11 protein-coding genes are annotated in these 17,901 nt (G+C 63.4%); 3 read left to right on the top strand and 8 right to left on the bottom strand.

Annotated elements, in window-relative coordinates:
- Positions 1-4: 4 nt before the first annotated feature.
- From NIBR502771_RS05510 to NIBR502771_RS05480, 7 genes are read right to left on the bottom strand one after another with little or no spacing between them, the layout of a single operon-like run.
- Positions 5-1,018 (bottom strand): aminoglycoside phosphotransferase family protein, encoded by a 1,014-nt coding sequence (locus NIBR502771_RS05510; RefSeq protein ID WP_141158848.1) that lies wholly within the window; start codon positions 1,016-1,018, stop codon positions 5-7.
- The gene (locus NIBR502771_RS05505; protein ID WP_141158847.1) at positions 1,015-2,985 is read right to left on the bottom strand and encodes a hypothetical protein; all 1,971 of its coding nucleotides are present in this window, start codon (positions 2,983-2,985) and stop codon (positions 1,015-1,017) included. Before NIBR502771_RS05505 ends, NIBR502771_RS05510 begins: the two co-directional genes overlap by 4 nt.
- A 50-nt stretch (positions 2,986-3,035) precedes the next feature.
- Complete coding sequence (locus tag NIBR502771_RS05500) at positions 3,036-3,806, bottom strand: glycoside hydrolase family 16 protein (RefSeq protein WP_168225719.1); 771 nt, start codon at positions 3,804-3,806, stop codon at positions 3,036-3,038.
- 46 nt (positions 3,807-3,852) lie between these two features.
- On the bottom strand, positions 3,853-6,114 hold the full coding sequence (locus NIBR502771_RS05495; RefSeq protein ID WP_141158845.1) for a hypothetical protein: 2,262 nt from the start codon (positions 6,112-6,114) through the stop codon (positions 3,853-3,855).
- A gap of 42 nt (positions 6,115-6,156) precedes the next feature.
- Positions 6,157-7,482: a glycosyltransferase family 2 protein gene (locus tag NIBR502771_RS05490; protein WP_210411335.1), complete on the bottom strand. Its 1,326-nt coding sequence runs from the start codon at positions 7,480-7,482 to the stop codon at positions 6,157-6,159.
- Positions 7,479-8,483, bottom strand: coding sequence for a glycosyltransferase family 2 protein (locus NIBR502771_RS05485; protein WP_141158844.1), 1,005 nt, complete (start codon positions 8,481-8,483; stop codon positions 7,479-7,481). The genes NIBR502771_RS05490 and NIBR502771_RS05485 overlap by 4 nt, the downstream gene beginning before the upstream one ends.
- Positions 8,476-9,294 carry a glycosyltransferase family 2 protein gene (locus tag NIBR502771_RS05480; RefSeq protein ID WP_246839822.1) on the bottom strand — a complete coding sequence of 273 codons (819 nt, stop codon included), beginning with the start codon at positions 9,292-9,294 and terminating at the stop codon, positions 8,476-8,478. The genes NIBR502771_RS05485 and NIBR502771_RS05480 overlap by 8 nt, the downstream gene beginning before the upstream one ends.
- Positions 9,295-9,858: 564 nt before the next feature.
- Here NIBR502771_RS05480 and NIBR502771_RS05475 point away from each other — a divergent pair.
- Positions 9,859-12,054: a PKD domain-containing protein gene (locus NIBR502771_RS05475; protein WP_210411333.1), complete on the top strand. Its 2,196-nt coding sequence runs from the start codon at positions 9,859-9,861 to the stop codon at positions 12,052-12,054.
- An 82-nt stretch (positions 12,055-12,136) separates the two neighbouring features.
- Here the strand turns inward: NIBR502771_RS05475 and NIBR502771_RS05470 are convergent, their stop codons facing one another.
- Entirely contained in the window at positions 12,137-13,150 is a 1,014-nt protein-coding gene (locus NIBR502771_RS05470; protein ID WP_141158843.1) for a metallophosphoesterase, read from the bottom strand.
- Between the two features lie 291 nt (positions 13,151-13,441).
- Between NIBR502771_RS05470 and NIBR502771_RS05465 the strand changes: the two genes are divergently transcribed.
- Positions 13,442-16,129, top strand: coding sequence for a LuxR family transcriptional regulator (locus tag NIBR502771_RS05465; protein ID WP_141158842.1), 2,688 nt, complete (start codon positions 13,442-13,444; stop codon positions 16,127-16,129).
- Positions 16,130-16,284: 155 nt separating this feature from the next.
- On the top strand, positions 16,285-17,880 hold the full coding sequence (locus NIBR502771_RS05460) for a sugar transferase (RefSeq protein ID WP_141158841.1): 1,596 nt from the start codon (positions 16,285-16,287) through the stop codon (positions 17,878-17,880).
- Positions 17,881-17,901: the final 21 nt, after the last annotated feature.

Genomic DNA, 17,901 nt, shown 5'->3' with positions numbered 1-17,901 from the left:
CGCCCTAGGCGGCGTTAAGGACGTGGCGCCACAACCAGAAATCCCTGTCCGACTGGAGGGCCATCCGGACTTTTCTGTTGCGCTGGGATGGGTCCACTTCCGCTTCCTGCGCCAACCGGTCGACCATTGTGGCAGTGGAGCGCGCCCACGTAGCAATAACCAGTAGTGGCAAAAGGTCCTGGTCGACTCCCCGCGTGCCGAGGTGGCGGGAAAGCGGGTCGATGGCCCAGCCCTGCTCGCCAAAAGCCTTGTCGAAGGCCGCAGCCTGGGCCTCCCGCGCAAATGCCTGCTCGCTGGATTCACTCAGGTACTGAAGGTAGAACACCAGGTCGTGTCCGGGAACGCCGTCGGTGAGGGAGCGTTCCCAATCCATGACCTGGAGGGCACCGCCAGATTTAACGAGGAGGTTCGGGTGGCTCAGGTCGCCGTGCTCGATCACCGCGGGCAGTTGCGACCGACGGAGTGGGGCAAGGAGTTCGTGCGTCTGCTGGACCATTTCATTGATGTGGGCGTCGGGGCCTGTCAGCTCTTCCAGGGCTGCAAGCGGAGCGGCAACGGCGCGCTGATACCACTCCACGTTGCTGGCGGCGGGCTGCGTGCAGGGAAGGGCCCCGACAAATTCGGTGCCCGCGGCGACGGCGGCCGGCAGGTCCGCCGCTACTGTCCGGGGATCTAACGGCAGGCCGGTCAGCGCGGTTTCAACCAGGACAGTGTATGGCCCCACGTCCCGAACTGCCACGAGTCGTGGAACACCGGCGCCTGAGTCGCGCACTACGGTGGAGAGTTGGGCCAGCATGGCCGCTTCACGAAGGACGCCGCTGTTATCCCCAGGCTGACGGGGCACCTTCACCACAAGGGCAGGTTCTGTCCGCCGGAATGGGAACACCAGGGCCACTACATGGCGGGAGGTGACAAACCGCGGGGTGAGCAGCAGCGTGTCCCATCGCTTGCCCAGTCCGTACTGGTCAAGCGCGAACTCGTCGTAGTGGTCCCGCAGGAATTGGTCGAAGAAGGTCATTGCTCCACAATCCTCTCCGGCCGCCGCCCCGTAACCGTGCCATCGGGGACGAGGAGATCAAAGACGTGCAGTGCCAGAGCTATGTGGACTGCTGCCGCCTTAAGGAGACCAAAGCGCACATCCTTGCGTAGGGCCACGGTGTCCCGAATGGATACGCCGGAGCGGACCGAAACCAGCCGGGCAGTCCGCGCGCGATTGGGGGCGTTCCAGTACAAGGCGACGTCCTGATACCCACAGCGTTCCAGCGTCCGTTTCCAGCCCCTCAACGTGCGTGGCCCTGAATGCCGGAAAAGGGTTCGGCCAGCCTCCACGCAAATCCACCCACCCGGCTTCAGCGCCCGTCCTGCTCTTTCCACCTGGCCAGGATCCGGCGAGGCAAGCATCACCACATCGCATGTTCCGCCGGGTAAGTCTTCCTGCTGGTCCAGCCTTACCGCCTGCGGATCCAGAAGCCGAAGTGCCGATTCTGTTTCAGGACTGATGCTTCCCGCAAAGCCCAGAGTGCGCGGCTGCAGGACGGGAAGCAGGTAACGCCAGTCAAGGAGACGCCAGAGGTGCAGGGAAAGGCCTTCGCCCATCCCGCTTTCCGGTGCGGGCCCGCTTTGGGTTGAGGGACCTACGCCGGATCCCGGGTGCGGGGCATGGCCGGCAGTGGTTGCCCGGCGTGCAGGGGAGCATTTGTCCCAAATGATACGGGTAGCCACTTGCTGGACAGCCTCCACTGGCTGGGCGGCGTCCACCACCCGGGTGCCGGGGAGCCGCGCGGCCAAACGGAGGTAGTCGTTCCGCCACGACTCCAGGAGCTCGGGGCTGTGTTCGCCTTTCCGCTCAAACATCACCGCACCGGGAACGTCCAGCACCAGTAGCACTTCCGGCGCCGGGATGATTGCCAGGGCCAGGGCATTACTCACCCGGGCCAGCGTGCCGCTGCTGGAACCAGCCAGCAATGCGTCGTAAGCCACCCGGTCCATCAGGACGACCTTGCCCATGCGGCGGTAGAACCTGGCCAGGATTCCGCCGCGCACCAGCCGGTAGACCTTCTTGGCAGTCCTTCCGCCCGGAATCCGGTTGAGCACCGAGTCAAAAGGCCCGGCACCCCACAGGCCCATGTACACGTACTTGGTGGGCAGCGGTACGTCAGCGTGCAGCCCGTTCAACAGGGTTGTCTTGCCGGCTCCGTCTGGAGCCATCACCCCCAGAAGGGGAGTATGGCCCCGGAGCCGGGCACCAGAGCGCCTTAGTACCCGGCTGACCTTTTCGATCAACGCAGGGTTTACCCCTCCACTCCAGGATGCCTTCATCCGGGAGGCCATGGCCGGCGCCTCCTCGAACCGTCCGGCGAGGACCACGTTCAACATATCGGTTGCCAGCCCTGCACCCATCCTTCGCCGGACCGACTCCGCAATCCGTCCGCCGTCTGCCGCCACCTTGGCAGCCGACTGCGCAGCTTCCTGCCGCCCCTGCGCTATTTCACCCTTGTCCATGAACAAGTGCAGCAACAGTAACCAAGCCTGGTCCGCGGCGTCGGGCAGCCAGTAGGAGCCATGCCGGGTCCTCCGACGCAGGCAACGGGCCGCCCATGGGGTACGCCATTGCTGGCAGGAGCCGAAGGCCAGCTCGGAAACAACGTCGAGCTTGATCCAGGCGCCCTCCTCCACTGAGTAGCAAAAATAGAACCTGTGGCTCCCATGGCCCCATGCCACAACCCGGCAGAATCCTGCCGACCCCAGAATGTCGTCGAGCCGGGAAAGGAGGTCACTGTCAACCAGGATGTCCACGTCCCCTGAAGGGAGGGCGAGATCATCCTCGCCGCGGAGCAGGAGCCATGGCAGCCCGGTTCCGTCAAGCGTGTCGAAAACTGCTCTCACCTTAGGGTGGATCTGCTGCTCCGCGGGGACTTTCGGCTCCGCTGAGGCAGCGAGGCGCCCCAGCTCTTCGGGACCTGGAAGCTCACTGGCAATATCCATTGTGCAATCCCCCAACTCGATCTGGACCGCGCCCGCGGCACTTGGTTCGTTCACGGTACGTAGGCATACTGGGCCACCCAATCGACCTGCAGGTGACCCGCTACGTCAGCACTGGGAAAGGATTCGGTTGCATTGTCGGCGGTCTCAGCCTGGAGCGTCCAGCGCATCGAGGTGTTGGGCACTCCGGAAGAATTCCGGGTCTGCCCTACCAGCTGACCGTCTAGATACCACTTCACCTTGCCAGGGGTCCACTCTGTGGTGGCAACGTGCCAGTTGCCCGGTCCGGACGCTGAGTACTGCCGGTCTGGTGGGTCAAATTTCATGGTCCCGTGATCGAGGGACCCCTTAACCGCCGAACTTCCGTACAACTGGCCGTCAAGGCCGCCTTCCGGCCAGTCGATTTCTCCCTCATTCCAGTTGTCACTGGAGGGCCATAAAAGAAAGGCAATCTTGTAGCCAGGCAGGGAATCATACTTGAACCTGACGGAGTAGCGACCATACGTCTGTCCCTGATAGCCGAAGGGAATGACGCTGGCCACCCTCGGTTTTCCACCGGACATGTGAAGGTAGTAATCGAGCGTTCCATCGGTTACGGATAACACGGCATCAGGCGTGTAGGTGCCCTGGCCGGAGGAGTCAACGAAACCTGAATAACCCCGCATGGCACTCCCGTACACATCTTCCACCTGGCCCGGTGCCGCAGGAAGCAGGAAGTCCTGCGCCGCCACCAACTTCCAGCCGGGCAGGTCGCCCTGCGGCATCCCGTCCGGGACGCCTTTGGTTTGGACAAATATCACCGCACCCACCATCAGCGACATCATGGCCACTGCCCAGACCTTCCAAAGGGAATCCTTCCCACGGGGGCCGTCAACGTTCCACGCCGTACTTGTATACACGGACCGTCCCATTATCGAAGACGCTCTCAACGCCGGCTCCTTCCGCAAGCATGGCCTCAACTTTCGGCATCAACGTGGTTTCGATCCGGTGTTCGCGGGCAGCGCGCGCATTCTGCTCATCGGAAATGACGACGTAAACCTCCTGGCCGCCCTTGAGATGCCTTACATAAGCCTGGAATGAGGACATGTTGATGTCCTGCGCGAACTCCTTCGCATAGTCGTACAGCGGTGTAACGGTTCCCCAGGCCAGGTAGTGCGCATAGTTGGGTCCTTGAAGGAGCGGGAAGAAGTATCGCGTCCCCAGGATGAGATCGCCTGGCTTAGTGTTGGCGTCCAGCCATTGGCCCGCAGTGACTTCCGCTTTTGGAACCTTGTATTGTCCGGCAGTCTGCAGGTGCACAAAAGAGAAGAGCAGTGCCAGCACCACCAGCGCGGATGCCGCGGTAACCGTTGCCCGCTGCTTGCGGACCGTTCCTCCCCAAAACAGCCAGGCGACTCCAATAGCCAGCCAGGGCAGGGCGAAAAGATATACCCGGAAGCGGGCTTCCCCGCCGTACGCCTGGCCGAACAACCCCAGGCTTGGAGCCACGGCCAGCCATGCCACCGCCAAGGTCGTGCGGACCTGACCGCTCCGGAGCTGGCGGACGAATCCTGCCGCACCAAGGATGCCGACGAAAACAGTCAGCACCGTGGCAAGTGCGCGCCCCATTCCCGGAGCCGTGAACAGTATGTCCAACAGCGGACCCGTGGCGCTGCCGGGTGCCTTGTACCCAGCGTTGGCGAAAAAGTTGAAGCCTGAGAACAGTCCATATTTGTCCCGGATGTAATCGATGTTGGGAATCAGGAACAGCAACGGCAGGACCAGGAGCGTCGGGCCAAGCCACCGGGGCCGGAAGTGCCCTCCTACGAAGAGTGGAAGTAGCCCAAGGACAGCCATGTACGGTGTCAGTTGATGGCTGATAACTATGACGGCCTGGATGCCGATGATAGCTGCGACAACGAGGGACTGCCGGCCGCCCGGCCGGCTGTCCCAACCGTCCCGGTCCTGGTGGATTTTTCCTTGGGCGAAAAGCCGGACGGCCAGCCCTTCCAGTGCCACGCCCCACCGCCCGGGAGCGGAGCGGAGGAATGTCAGTGCGAGTAGGCAAAGCGCCAGGTACAAAGAGTAGGAAAAGGACTGCGGTGAGTAGTAGTTCTGGTTTACCCAGTCTCCCAGGGTGAAAACCAGGGCCGCGGTCCAGTAGATGCGGCGGCTTTTCGAAAGACTGCGGGCGATGGCCAAGACCAATACCGCATCAAGAAGGGCGAACCCTGCTTCGGCCCACGCCGCATAGCTAATGGGAGTGCGGTAGCCAATCGCCTCCCCCAGGAAGGCGCTGTAGGAGAAGAAGCCCGGCCACCTGTTGTAAATGTCAATTAACGGATCAACGTGGCCTGTTTCCGTTATCAGCGAGGTGACCGCCATGTGCTTGTAAACCCAGGGGAAGCGCGGCACATCCATGAGCAGCGGGGCAGTGCCGTAAAGAATGGCAACCACCCCTGTGAGTGCAGAGCTTGTCAGCCAGGCTGAGGCGCCGTTCCTCGAGGCCACCGTCCATATGGACACTCCCAGCACCATGGCAAGCGACAGGAACCACAAGGGTGGCAATGCGGGAAGCAGGCCAAACGAACCCAGGTGCCCAGTCGAAGTCACAAGCAAGCTCAGAACCCATAAGACCATTCCCGCGAACAGGACCAGCCAGGGCTTCAGGCCCTTTCGGCGCAGAGCAATGGGACGCCCTAACGTCCATTTGATGCCCCGGTTTCTCGGCCTGTAAAGACCTGTGCGGCGTTCCCCGTCCTCCCGCCGAGGCGCGGAGTGATGGGAAAGGAGGAGACTGGCTGCCGACGGAAGCAAAATAAGGGCCGCCACCTCATGCGGGTACCAGAATCCAGTCCATGCCATCGCTGCCGCGAAGCCGCCGAATAAGACCGCACTGGCCGTCAGGGTCCAGACCAGCCGGGCAGCGGGCTCAATGGAGCGTACGCCGCGCAGCAGCGCCCAGCCAGGGAGCATGGCGCACGCAAGCAGCTTTATCGGTGCTGCGAAATCACCGCCAACGTCGAAAAGGATCAGGAGTGCGGTCACTGCGCCTGCGAGAGCGAATGCCACATCAAGCTGACTGGCCCGGGCACGAACAGAGCCCGGGGGCTGCTGGGGCTCGGACAGTCCGTCCTTGATCATCAAGGCCATATCTTCCTCCTGGTACCTGCGGATCATGCAAGTTTCTTGGGATTACGTTGCGGATGGTTCCACGTGTCGCCGCAGGGCGGACCTGCGGCGGGAGACTGCGTACTTGTAGGGACCCGCGGCCACCGCCAGCAGCTGCAGCCAGAGGAGTCGTTCCACCTGGGATTCCAGTGAGCTGTGGATTGGCTGCCCCTGGGACTCAAACGGGGTAATCTGTCGACGTCGATTCAGGAATTCAAGTCCAACTCCCCAACTCCTGGCTAGGGCCAGCCTTGCCGTCCGGGGGTCAATCATCACCTTGGTCATCCAGGCCCCCAGCCCGTTACCGTAGCCGCGGGCCTGTATCCGCAGGTCTTCCAGACCATCCCGGTGGCGGTGCCAGACAATGGCCGCCGGCTGGACCACTAAGGCATGCCCCTCAAGGAGGACACGGGTGAACATGTCGATGTCCTCCCCGCCGCCGGTGGGAGTCCCAACCCCCAGCGCGGGGTCGAATCCGCCGAGGCGGAGGGCTGGTTGCCGCCTCAAGGCAAAATTTGCTCCTGTACCGAATGCTCCAGGGCTGAACGGGAACTTTGGGAGCGCCACGGGCGGGTTGGCGAGGGAAAACACCTGAGGGACCAAGCTCCTTGACCAGCTGACCTTCGAATCAAAATAACCTTGGGTGGGGGTCCGCAGCTCTCCAGCCGGCACGAGCCCGGTGACACAGGCAGCAGCGGGGACCGCGTCGAATGCCGCGGCGATTTCCCGCAGCCAGGATCTGTCCACCACAACATCGTCATCGGTGAAGGCCACGATCTCACCGCTGGAGTGCCTAAGGCCGGTGTTCCTGGCATGGGAGAGGCCCGGTACGGGTTCCGACACCAGCCGTACCCGCTGGTCCCTGAACTCACGACGCACCAGTTCTTCGGTGTCGTGCGTGGCAGGCGCATTGTCAACCACCACGACATCAAAGTGTGCGTAGTCCAGCGCAAGGATGGTCAGCAGGGCACTCCGCAGCTGCTGGGTGCGGTCCCTGGTGCAGACCACCACCGTGATGAGGGGGTTTGTCACCGCAGGGGGGAATGATGGCACTGGCGACAGGGACGCCAGGGCGTCCTCGAAGTCAGTCCGATCCACGATTCCTGCCGGCGACGGCACATCGACAAACCCCCGCACAGCCCCTGCTGCACGCACCAGCAACCGGGCACGTTCATATCCATGATGATTCTCCAGTTCGAATCGGGAGCACTGCGCGAGGTCCTCAAGGTCCACAGACCCGATCCACCGGGCGCCCGGCCAGGTGGGTGGCGAGAGGGACTCCATGGCGGGCACCAGGACCAAGGACTCATCCTGCAAATCCTCAAGCATCTGGCTGGCACCTTCGCTCATTGCACTTCCCGCCACTGCCCGGCGGCCGGGGCCAGCACCACGTCGTCTTCGTCCTGGCCCGTCCAACGCTGAAGCCGACGTCCACGGAAGTAACCGGCCGCTGTGCAGGCCAGGACCGCAATGACGGCACCTGCCCGCCCCAGCCCGTCCGGGCTACCCTCTCGCCGCCATGACGTTAGGCCGGTGAAGACTGCGCGCGGGAGGACGCTGCGGACATAGCGGCGTTCGGGGCCGAGCGCCCGTTTGTGGCCCACGAGCTGGCTGACCTGGGCTTTGGACAATCCCTCAGCCCATGACCTGGACATCATGTAGCGCCAGGTTCCGCGGGACGCGGGAACATGGTGATGTACCAATGCGGCCGGTTCGTAGACAATGCGCGATCCCGGCAAGCCCATCCGGGAACGGATGCAGATTTCGGTTTCCTCGCATCCAAGTGGCAGGTGTCCCTTCCTGCCCAAGGATTGGTTGAAGCCGCCCACCTGCCGAAGGACTTCAAGGCGGAAGGACATGTTTGCCCCGATCACGTTCCGGACTTCCGAAGCCACGCGTGGCAGCCCGCGATGGCTGCAACCGACGATCCAGTCCAATTCCTCGGCGAAGTACCCCGGCCGGCCGGATTCCCAGAGCGGGACCACCTTGCCGCCCACAGCCAGCACATCCTGGTCGTCGTACAGCGCTACGAGACGTTCGAGCCAATCCGGTGCCGCCTCGGCGTCGTCATCCAGGAAGGCGACGATATCCGAGTCGGCGAGCCCGACTCCCGTGTTGCGGGCCCCGGACAAACCTGGGAGACCTGTGCTCTCAACGACCGTGACGTCATCGACAATCTCGATGAGCCGCTCGTACAGGTCCTCGTTGTGGTCGATGACCACCAACACTTGCTCGGGGGCAAGCGTCTGGTTGCGGACGGATTCGATCACGTCGAGCAGCATGCCCCACCGCTCCGAGGTGAAGGCGCAGATCACAACCGTCACGGACAGGGGTTTGGCGCGATCAAGCATGCTGCCCCACCGCCGTCGCAACAAGGGCCTCTTTCGGCTTCACGGCGGCAGTGAGAACGCTGTGGGGATCCACCGGAAGCCTGGGGAAGCGTACGTTGGAGTAGGTGTACTTCACGCGGCGGAGCGCCTCCGGCCGGGCACCTGCCGTGGGCGCCTCCCAGAGCGTGCATTCGCGGGCCAAGGTATGCAGCACGCGCCAACCGTCGCGGAACGTCTGGAGGTTCGATGCTCCGGAAATCCGGTCCAGCTCAAGGCTGGGAACTTCGGCAATCCTTAGGCCGCCCTTGGCAGCCCGGACGATGAGTTCGGTTTCGATTTCGAAGCCGTCCGACTGCAGCTCCAGCACCTCCAGGCATTCCCGCCGAAATGCAATGTATCCGTAGCAGAGATCCGAGTAATTGCTGTGCAGGACAGCGTTAGCCAATCCCGTGAGCGCCCTGTTCCCTGCCTTCCGAAGCCGGGTCAGGTCTTCCGATCCGCCACCGGTTACGTGGCGGGATCCCTTCACGAAGTCGAAATCGTGCTGCAGGGGTGCCACGAACCAGCCAATCTCCTGTGGATCCATGCTTCCGTCGGCATCCAGCATCACGATGATGTCCCCTTTAGCGGCCGTAAAGCCGGCGCGGAGGGCCACCCCTTTTCCCTTGCGTGTCTCATTGACCACCACCACGTCGGGGCGCAGCGCCTTAGCCACTTCGACAGTCTTGTCCTGCGAGCGGCCGTCCACGATGATCACCTCATCGACGTAGGAGGGCATCCGGCGAAGAACCCATGGGAGGTTCTTCTCCTCGTTCAGGGTGGGAATGACCACGCTGATTGAAGCTTGCGGAAATACGTGTCCCGGCTCGGAAAAAAGAGCTGGAAGTTGGGGCGAAATCGACAATTGCCTCACCACTTCATGACAGTTCGGATTCTGGACAATGCCGCGGGCGGTCTCGCCGCGGCAAATACGCTTGATCCGGTCATGGTCTGGTCGCTGATCCCCCAGCAACCCAGTCGCCAATCCTCTGGCCGTTCCCGGCAGACTACCCCCTACCTAATCCGGGTATCACGAGTAGTAGGTACTCACTTTTTACCCGGGGTTCACCCCCCGTTAGGCAAGTAAAGGGCTCGGTGCCGGCGCACGCGATTAGGTATAGGGGAATCAACGAACCCAATATTTGTTAGGTAGCGGGGCCTCGGAAGCCAGTATTTAGGTATGCCACTTGCATTGCCGTGCCACGTGTTCGGGCATACGCTTTCGGTACTTGGGGGCAAGAGCTCTTTGAGGACTGGGCCAAACGGGCGGAGTTCCCCGATCCCACCTATGCCCGGGAGTTCTCCTATGAAGCTCAAACGCAGACTTTTTCCGATCAGGATGGGCCAGGCCTTAGGCGTGGCCCTGGTTCTTGCAACCACCATCCTCGGCGTACCTGGTACTGCCGTGGCCGATCCCGTCTACGGCACGCAAAGCATCGCCTACTCAGGTGTGGCCAATCCGCCCACTTCCGACAAGCCGCAAAGCAAGCTTTGGTGGAATGATGGGTCGTGGTGGGCGGACATGTGGACGTCCGGTGCCGGCTGGAGCATTTACCGGCTGGACCGTACCTCCAACAGCTGGGTGGATACCGGGGTGGTGAACGACACCCGGGGCAGCACGCTCGCCGACACGCTTTGGGACGGGACCCACCTGTTCATCGCCTCGCACGTGGTCACCGTCAGCACCGACGGTTCCCCCAAACCATCGCTTTCCGGCCAGCCAGCCAAGCTCTACCGGTACAGCTACGCCGCGGGAAAGTACACGCTGGACCCCGGTTTCCCCTCGACGATCACCAACAATTCAAGTGAATCCATGACGATCGACGCGGATTCTGTGGGCGGCGTGTGGGCAACCTGGACTCAGGTGGGCGGGAACTCGACGTCCGGCTTCACCAACACCGTCTACGTGAACTACTCCACCAACAACGGTGCGACGTGGGGTACCCCGTTCGTCCTCCCGGTGGCCAGCCCCAACCCGGCCCCCGATGACATTTCCGCAGTGGTGGCATTCGGCGGCGGCCAGATCGGCGTCATGTGGAGTGACCAACTGACGGACACCATGTGGTGGGCTACGCACGCCGACGGGAAGCCCGCGAACGCCAACTGGAAACTGCAGCCGGCAATCAGGGGTAATGGGCAGGCCGATGACCACCTGAACCTCAAGACCCTGCAGGCAGACCCCTCAGGCCGGGTTTTCGCCGCGGTGAAGACTAGCCTCAACGACACGTCCTCCGATAAGACACTGCCGCAACTTCTCCTGCTGGTCTTCAAGCCGGGTACGGGCGCCTTCACCCAGTCCACCATAGCCACCACCGGCGACTGCGTCTCCCGCCCCCAGATCGTCCTGGATACCCAGAACAACCTGGTGCGGGCATTCCACACGGCACCGCCCACCTCGGTGGCCGGCTGCGCGTTCTCCGGCGTTGCCGGCAGCATCTACGAGAAGACCGCCTCCATGGACAATCCTGTCTTCGGGTCGGGCCGCGGCACGCCGATCATGCAGGCCGCGTCGTCGTCGAACATCAACGACGTCACCACCAGCAAGCAGAGCGTGAACAACGCTACCGGGCTGGTGGTCATGGCCAGCGACAACGTGGCCAAGCGCTACTGGTTCTCCGACCGGCCGCTGGGCGGCACTCCGCCGCCGGCAGGGCAGGCACCCGTGGCGTCGTTCACGGCCAACCCCACCACCGGCACGGCGCCGCTGAACGTCACCTTCACGGACACGTCAACAAATACGCCTACTTCCTGGGCGTGGGACTTTGGCGACGGCGGCACGGCAACAGTCCAGAATCCCGCCCACTCCTACGCGGCGGCCGGGACCTACACCGCCAAGCTCACGGCTACCAACAGCACGGGTTCGTCCTCCGCGACGGCCACTATCAGCGTCACCAGCACGCCACCACCGCCGACATCCGGCGGGATCACGGTGGTGAACGCCAACACGGCGAACTCAGGCACCGCCGTGACCACGGCTTCGTTGGCGGTTCCCGCCGGCACTTCCGCCGGTGACGTGCTGGTGGCCGCCATCACCGTGGACCTCAACCCCGGCCTGACGGCGCCTGCCGGCTGGACGGCGATCGTCAACGGGCAGTCCATCAACGCCTCCTCCACCTCCGGAGCGCGGGCTTACGCCTTCTACAAGGTGGTGGGTGCCTCCGATCCGGCCACCTACAACTGGATCCTCAGTTCGGCGGCAAAATGGGGTGGCGGCATCACGGCATACCGCGGGGTCAACAACACCACGCCGCTGGACAGCCCGGTGGTGACGGCGGCTGACACCAGCTACTCCGCCACCAGCATCACGGTGGGCAGCATCACCACGGCCACCAACGGCGCCATGCTGATCGGCGGAGTGGGCTGCGACTGCAGTGCTCCGGTGGTCACCGCGCCATCGGGCTGGACAGAACGCTGGGAGGCCGCTGCCGGCCAGGTTGCCGAGCAGGCGGACAAAACCCAGGCGACTGTGGGTTCAAGCGGAACCGCTACCTGGACCCTAAGCGCCGCTCGGGCTGTGGCCGCATGGCAGACCGCCCTAAAGCCTGCGGCGTAGGGCACGTAGTAAGGACGTTCGGTACGCATGCGGGGCCCCGGGGCTGCATCCAGCAGAGCCCGGGGCCTTCCGCTGCGCGCCGCTACTTCACCACAGAGAAGTGGTCCATGAAGCCGCTTTCCGATACGGGAACGAAACGCGCATCGAGGCGCCCTTCCGTGATGTGGACATCCAGGGTGCCCAAGGCGGGATTTCTATTCGCTGCGGACCATGCAGCGAAGTACGGGGCCTCCGGGTCGTCGCCGGACAAATCGTGCTCACCAGCGCCACCCGTTCCGACGCCCGCAAAGATGGTGCCCTTGCCGGAGGTCACCTGGCTCTCCGTGCTGGCAATGCAGGACCTCACTGCACTACCCGAAAATATCCAGGGGCAAGCGCCGTTGATGCCCAGCTGGTGACTCCGCTGGTACGCGTGCTCATGGGCCGTAAGAACCAGGTCGACCTTCTTACTTATGAGCAGGTTGGTCAGTGGCTGGCCGGCCTCGCAGCCATAGTGGCCCAAACTGAAGCAGGGTACGTGCATGGCAACTATCGTCCAGGGAACGTTGGCCTCCCTTGCCCCGTCGATCGCTGCTTCGGTCCATTTGTACCGTTCGCTGCCCCGCGAGTAGTCGAACTCGTCTTTGTCCTTGAATTCAAGCCCGGGTGATACCAAAATCATCCGAACCAGCGGCTTGTCCAGGGGGATGTCGACATACCATTGCCTTCCATAGGTTCCCTGTAAGCCTTGGAGTCTGTTAGGCAGGCAACCCGCGAAAACGTCGATGTCTCCCTCACTGCCGTCGCTTTCGTGGTTGCCTGCAATCAATTCGTAAGCAAAGTCCTCCCCTAATTTGCTTGTCACCACGTCGCAGTAATCCTGTTCCGCACCTGCTTTATAGGACAGATCACCAAGGGCAATGTTGAAGTCGGGCCTCAAACCCGAAACCACTTCCAAAACAGAGCGCGCACCGGCGCCCATGCCCATGTCCCCGGCTGCGGTGAAGTGTACAGCCCGCCCGTCCGTCGGCGGCTGTTGTTCCTGGCAGGCGGCTAACCCCAGGGAGCATCCTGCGACCAGAAGGGCTGCCAAAACGCGGTAACCGACACTTCCCATACCACAACCCATTCAAGTTTCCGAAGGTGCCCCAGCAACGAATTCCCTAGAGCATAGCGGCCCGGCGCGTCGAGGGACGAGCCGCTCTTGGCGGAACCTTGCTCGCAGCCCGGAACCTTGATCAAATACAGGCGCCAATCTTGATGGAATCCAGCGGGAACGTTGTGGTAAGGCTGCTGGTTGCGGGCTATATTCGCAGGTACCGGCAGAATCCGCACTGGGGAGCGGACGGCCGGGACGTGATCCGGCAGTGCAAGAATGCGGTCTCCTTCTTCGACGAATGGGGACACCATGCCACTTATTGGCCGAAGCAAAGAACTGGACCGCGTCCTCTCAGTTATTCGCGGGCCCAAGGACACTGCACTGGCGGTGATCGGCCGCAAAGGGACAGGCAAAACAGCCCTTTTGTCGGCAATCCGCATGCTCTCCGATTACCGCACCGTCTTCCTGTCCGCCACTGCCGCTGAATCGGACTGGCCACTGTCCGGGCTTACTGCACTCTTGAATGACATGGACGATCCCGTCCTGAACCGGATTGCTGACGAGCTGCTCCACGACAACACCGGCGCCATGAGCGTACCGGCAGTTTCAAGCATGCTGCTCAACGGCCTGCACCAGCGCTCGTCATCGCGGACCGTCGTCGTGCTCGATGATGTCGACCAGCTGGATCCCAGCAGCCAGGCGGTCATCGGCTTTGTGGCCAGGCGTTTGGTGGGTACGGATACCGTCCTTTTTGTCAGCATGCGGGAGGACCTGCCCGAGAGCCCCTTCAGCGGGCTCGCTGCCCTGCGCCTCGGTCCGCTGGGCTACAGCGACACTGTGCGGATGCTGGAGAGCATGCCCGCCAAGAGGACCACGACGGCGGCTGCCCACGCGGTTGCCGCAGCCGCCGGCGGCAACCCGCTCGCCGCCGTCGACCTTTACACCCGGTTGCTGGAGAGGCACACCGCAGGCAAATATGCGCTGCCCGTCCCGCTGCCCTCCGGGGGCAGCTTTGACGCGGAGTGCGCGTCGGTTGTCGGCGGTCTGACCCCCGGCGCCCGTAACGTGCTTGACCTCCTGGCTCTTTCCTTCCGCAGCGACATCTCGACGATCGAGAAGATCGACCGGGACGTGTGGACAAGCGTTGACGAACTGCTGGCTGCCGGCCTGGTGAAGCGAACAGGTCCCCACCTGGGGATCGGTGACCAGCTGCTGCGGGGATATGTCTTCGCGGCCATGACGCCGGCCGTCCGCACGGCCAACCATCGGGCCCTGGCAGAAGCAGCAAGTGACACCGATCCGTATGCCCGCAGGTGGCACATGAGTTTTACCGCACTGGAACGGCAAACCCCGTTCCAGCTGCTCCGTCACGCCGTTGACCTGGTTCGCAACGGTGAAGTGAGTTTTGCCGTGGAGTACATCGAGCGGGCGCTCACCATAAACCCCTGGGAGGCGGAAACGGCGGCCCGGCTGACCAGCGTTGCAGAAATGCTGTTCAACCGGGGTGAGTTTGTGTACGCCCGCCGGTACCTGGAGTGGGCCCAGCGGGTAACGCGCAATCCCGCACTGATCCTGCGGTTGACGGGCCTCTCCTTTGAAATCCAGTTCGCCCAAGGGGCTGCCGTGCGTTCCAGCATGGTGCTCCGGCTGGTGAAGGAATTCGGCCAGCACGATCCGGCCTACGCTGCGAGCCTGCTGTCCATCGGCGCCTTGTACTATGCGGAGAGGTGGGAACTGGAGGAGGCCTCGGAGCTCCTGCGCCACGGCAAGGGATTCCGCGGGTCCGCGTCGGCACATTGCCTGGGCATCGCTGAGCGCGCCGAGCTATTGATTGAGTCGATTGGCGGCGGAACTGCCGGCCTTGGCCGGCGGCAGGAACAAACGGGCGCCGCCCGGGCCGCCGGGCTTTTGATGCATGGCAGGGCCCTCACCTACGCCGAACACTATGAAGGCGCCCACGAAACTTTCGCCCTGCTCAGGAGTTCCGACGAACCAGGCCACGTTAACTGGCAGGAAACCGCAGCGTTCATGGCAGTGGACAATGCAATCCGTGCCGGTAACGTGCGCGCGGCGGTCCGGCTGATTGACGAACTTGAACTTTCCGAGCCCGAACTCAAGTACCACCGCGGCACGCGCCACCTTTTCCGGGTTTGGCGGGCACATTCCCTCGGTGACGACGCCCAGGCCCGGGCGTATGCCGCCGAGGCACTTCGCTATGCGGGTGCGGACAGCCACCCTGCCATCACGGCACAGCTTGCCGCCTGCCAAGGCCAGTTCGCGCTGCTGCGCGGCGACCTGGCCGAGTCCGTTGCCCAGTTGTCCCGGGCCGCCGAAATCGGCATGCGGTTCGGCAACCCCACGCTCCTGCGCTGTGAGGCGGACCTTGTTGAAGTACTGGTCCGGCTCGGCCGGCACCAGGAGGCCACGCAGGCACTTCTGCGCCTTGAGAGCCGCTCGGTGGGGCTCCGGTCACCATGGCTGATGATGGCTGTGGCCCGTAGCCGTGCCCTTCTCGCGGACGGCGAACAGTCACTGCAGCTTTTCAGCCAGGCACTGGACAGCAGGAACGGGCACACTCTTGAAAGGGCAAGGACCCTTGCCTGCTATGCGGAGCGGTTGCACGCCTTTGGCAGGCTGCGGGACGCACGGGATGCGTTGCTGCGGGCCAAGGTGATGTTCGACGAAGCCGGCGCGGATGCGTGGACCCAGCATGTGGACGCCCTCCTCCTGGATGAACGCATGGAGCCTGCCCGCCCGCAGGGCAACCCGGCAATGCTGTTGCTTGCGGACCATGAGCGGTCGTTGGCGAAGATGGTGGCACGGGGCATGCGCAACAAGGAAATTGCTGCCACCTTGTATGTCTCCGTGCGCACGGTCGAAGTGCGCCTCACCGCCATCTACCGAAAGCTCGGCGTCGAGTCCAGGGCCCAGTTGACGGCACTCGCCGCTGGCAAGGGATCCGCGGCCGCTGAACCCTACGTCCTGCCCGTCCTATAGGCCTAAAGTCCCGCAATTTGCAGGTACCCGCAGTTTCCACACCCTTGCACTGAGGTACCCACAAAGGCCTTCCCGATTCACCCTCAACCGCGTCAGTCCAGGGCTAGTTTTGCTTCACGGCCAGAGAACAGGCAGCTGCGTTGGAAAGGGGCACGATGGCGGAAATACCAGTAGCCAAAACCCGGCAGGCTGCCTTTGTCTGGCCCGTTGCTCCCGCTGCTGCACAGCGGGTGGCAACACCGCAGCCGGCGGCAGCGGACACCGCAGGAACCCGGTTCCCGCTGCCGCCGGCTGCATCCACTGGTTTTGAAGGGAAAGCCCGGCCCCGTAAGGCAACCGCAGCCTGGATCTCCCGGCATGTCAATCTCCTGCGGGGCGCTGACGCCGGTATGGTCATGGGCGCCGTCTACGCCGGTTTCCTCCTCTCCGAAGAAGGTTTCTCGCCTGCAGGTCCAAGGGACGGTGGCGCAGCGGCCGCGGCAGCAGCACTCACGGTCATCTGGTTGGCGGCGCTGGAGGCGTACCACACCAGGGATCCCAAGGTTCTCGGCATTGGCGCCGACGAGTACAAGCGGGTGGCTTCAGCCACCCTGCGCATTTTTGGGCTGATGGCCCTCGCCGCGGTGGTGTTCTCCGTTCATGGCGCAACCGCGTTCGTCATGGTGTCATTGCCGGTGGGGCTGGTGGCACTGACCGCCAACCGGTGGGTATTCCGCAAGCGGCTGGCGGCGGAAAAGCTTCACGGCCGGCACCTCTCGAGGGCCGTTGTGGTTGGCGAACCGGAGGACGTCAGGTACGTCATACAGCAAGTGTCCCGGCGGTCAGGGGCGGTATACGAAATCCTGGGGGCCTGCCTTCCGGGGGCCCGGAAGGGAACCGGGCTCCGGGTGGAAGGTTGCTTGGTGCCGGTGCTCTCGTCGACGGATGCAATCGCCCGGACCGTCCGCTTGGTGGACGCGGACTCGGTCATCGTTGCCGGTCCGCTGCCGGGGGGAAACAAGTTCATCCGTGAGCTGGGCTGGAAACTTGAGGAGTCCTCCACGGAGCTGATCCTGGCGGCCACGTTGACCAACGTCGCCGGCCCGCGGATCCACTGGCGCCCGGTGGATGGGCTGCCCCTCATGCATGTGGATATTCCGCAGTACAGCGGCGCAAAGCACGCGTTGAAGCGGATCATGGACGTCATTGGCGCACTGGCCGCGCTCCTGGTGCTCTCGCCGGTGCTCCTGGTGCTGGCCGCGGTGGTCCGGCTGGACAGTCCCGGGCCCATCCTCTTCCGGCAGGACCGGATTGGCAAGGACGGCAAAGTGTTCGGAATGTTCAAATTCCGCTCCATGGTGTCCGACGCCGAGGCGCAGCTGGCTTCCCTGGACCAGCAGAACCAGGGGTCCGGGGTGCTCTTCAAAATGAAGGATGACCCCCGAGTCACGCGCTGCGGACGCTGGATGCGCAAGTACTCCCTGGACGAACTTCCCCAGCTCTGGAACGTGGTCCTGGGGAACATGAGCATGGTGGGCCCGCGGCCCCCGCTGGACCGCGAAGTCAGCGGGTATGAACGGCACACCCACCGCCGTCTCCTGATCAAGCCTGGCATCACCGGCCTCTGGCAGGTCAACGGCCGCTCGGATCTGTCCTGGGAGGAATCGGTCCGGCTGGACCTCTACTACGTCGAAAACTGGTCCATTGCAGGAGACCTGCTGATCCTTTGGCGGACATTCCGGGCCGTCGTCCGGCCGTCCGGCGCCTATTAGCACAACCACAAAATGGGAAGT

Source organism: Pseudarthrobacter sp. NIBRBAC000502771, assembly GCF_006517215.1.
Taxonomy (GTDB): domain Bacteria; phylum Actinomycetota; class Actinomycetes; order Actinomycetales; family Micrococcaceae; genus Arthrobacter; species Arthrobacter niigatensis.
This window is presented reverse-complemented; position numbering and strand designations above follow the sequence as displayed.

Excerpts from the sequence above, each read along its gene's own strand:
- NIBR502771_RS05510 (WP_141158848.1), bottom strand. The coding sequence starts at position 1,018 with ATGACCTTCTTCGACCAATTCCTGCGGGACCACTACGACGAGTTCGCG.
- NIBR502771_RS05505 (WP_141158847.1), bottom strand. The coding sequence starts at position 2,985 with ATGGATATTGCCAGTGAGCTTCCAGGTCCCGAAGAGCTGGGGCGCCTC.
- NIBR502771_RS05500 (WP_168225719.1), bottom strand. The coding sequence starts at position 3,806 with ATGATGTCGCTGATGGTGGGTGCGGTGATATTTGTCCAAACCAAAGGC.
- NIBR502771_RS05495 (WP_141158845.1), bottom strand. The coding sequence starts at position 6,114 with ATGGCCTTGATGATCAAGGACGGACTGTCCGAGCCCCAGCAGCCCCCG.
- NIBR502771_RS05490 (WP_210411335.1), bottom strand. The coding sequence starts at position 7,482 with ATGAGCGAAGGTGCCAGCCAGATGCTTGAGGATTTGCAGGATGAGTCC.
- NIBR502771_RS05485 (WP_141158844.1), bottom strand. The coding sequence starts at position 8,483 with ATGCTTGATCGCGCCAAACCCCTGTCCGTGACGGTTGTGATCTGCGCC.
- NIBR502771_RS05470 (WP_141158843.1), bottom strand. The coding sequence starts at position 13,150 with ATGGGAAGTGTCGGTTACCGCGTTTTGGCAGCCCTTCTGGTCGCAGGA.
- NIBR502771_RS05465 (WP_141158842.1), top strand. The coding sequence starts at position 13,442 with ATGCCACTTATTGGCCGAAGCAAAGAACTGGACCGCGTCCTCTCAGTT.
- NIBR502771_RS05460 (WP_141158841.1), top strand. The coding sequence starts at position 16,285 with ATGGCGGAAATACCAGTAGCCAAAACCCGGCAGGCTGCCTTTGTCTGG.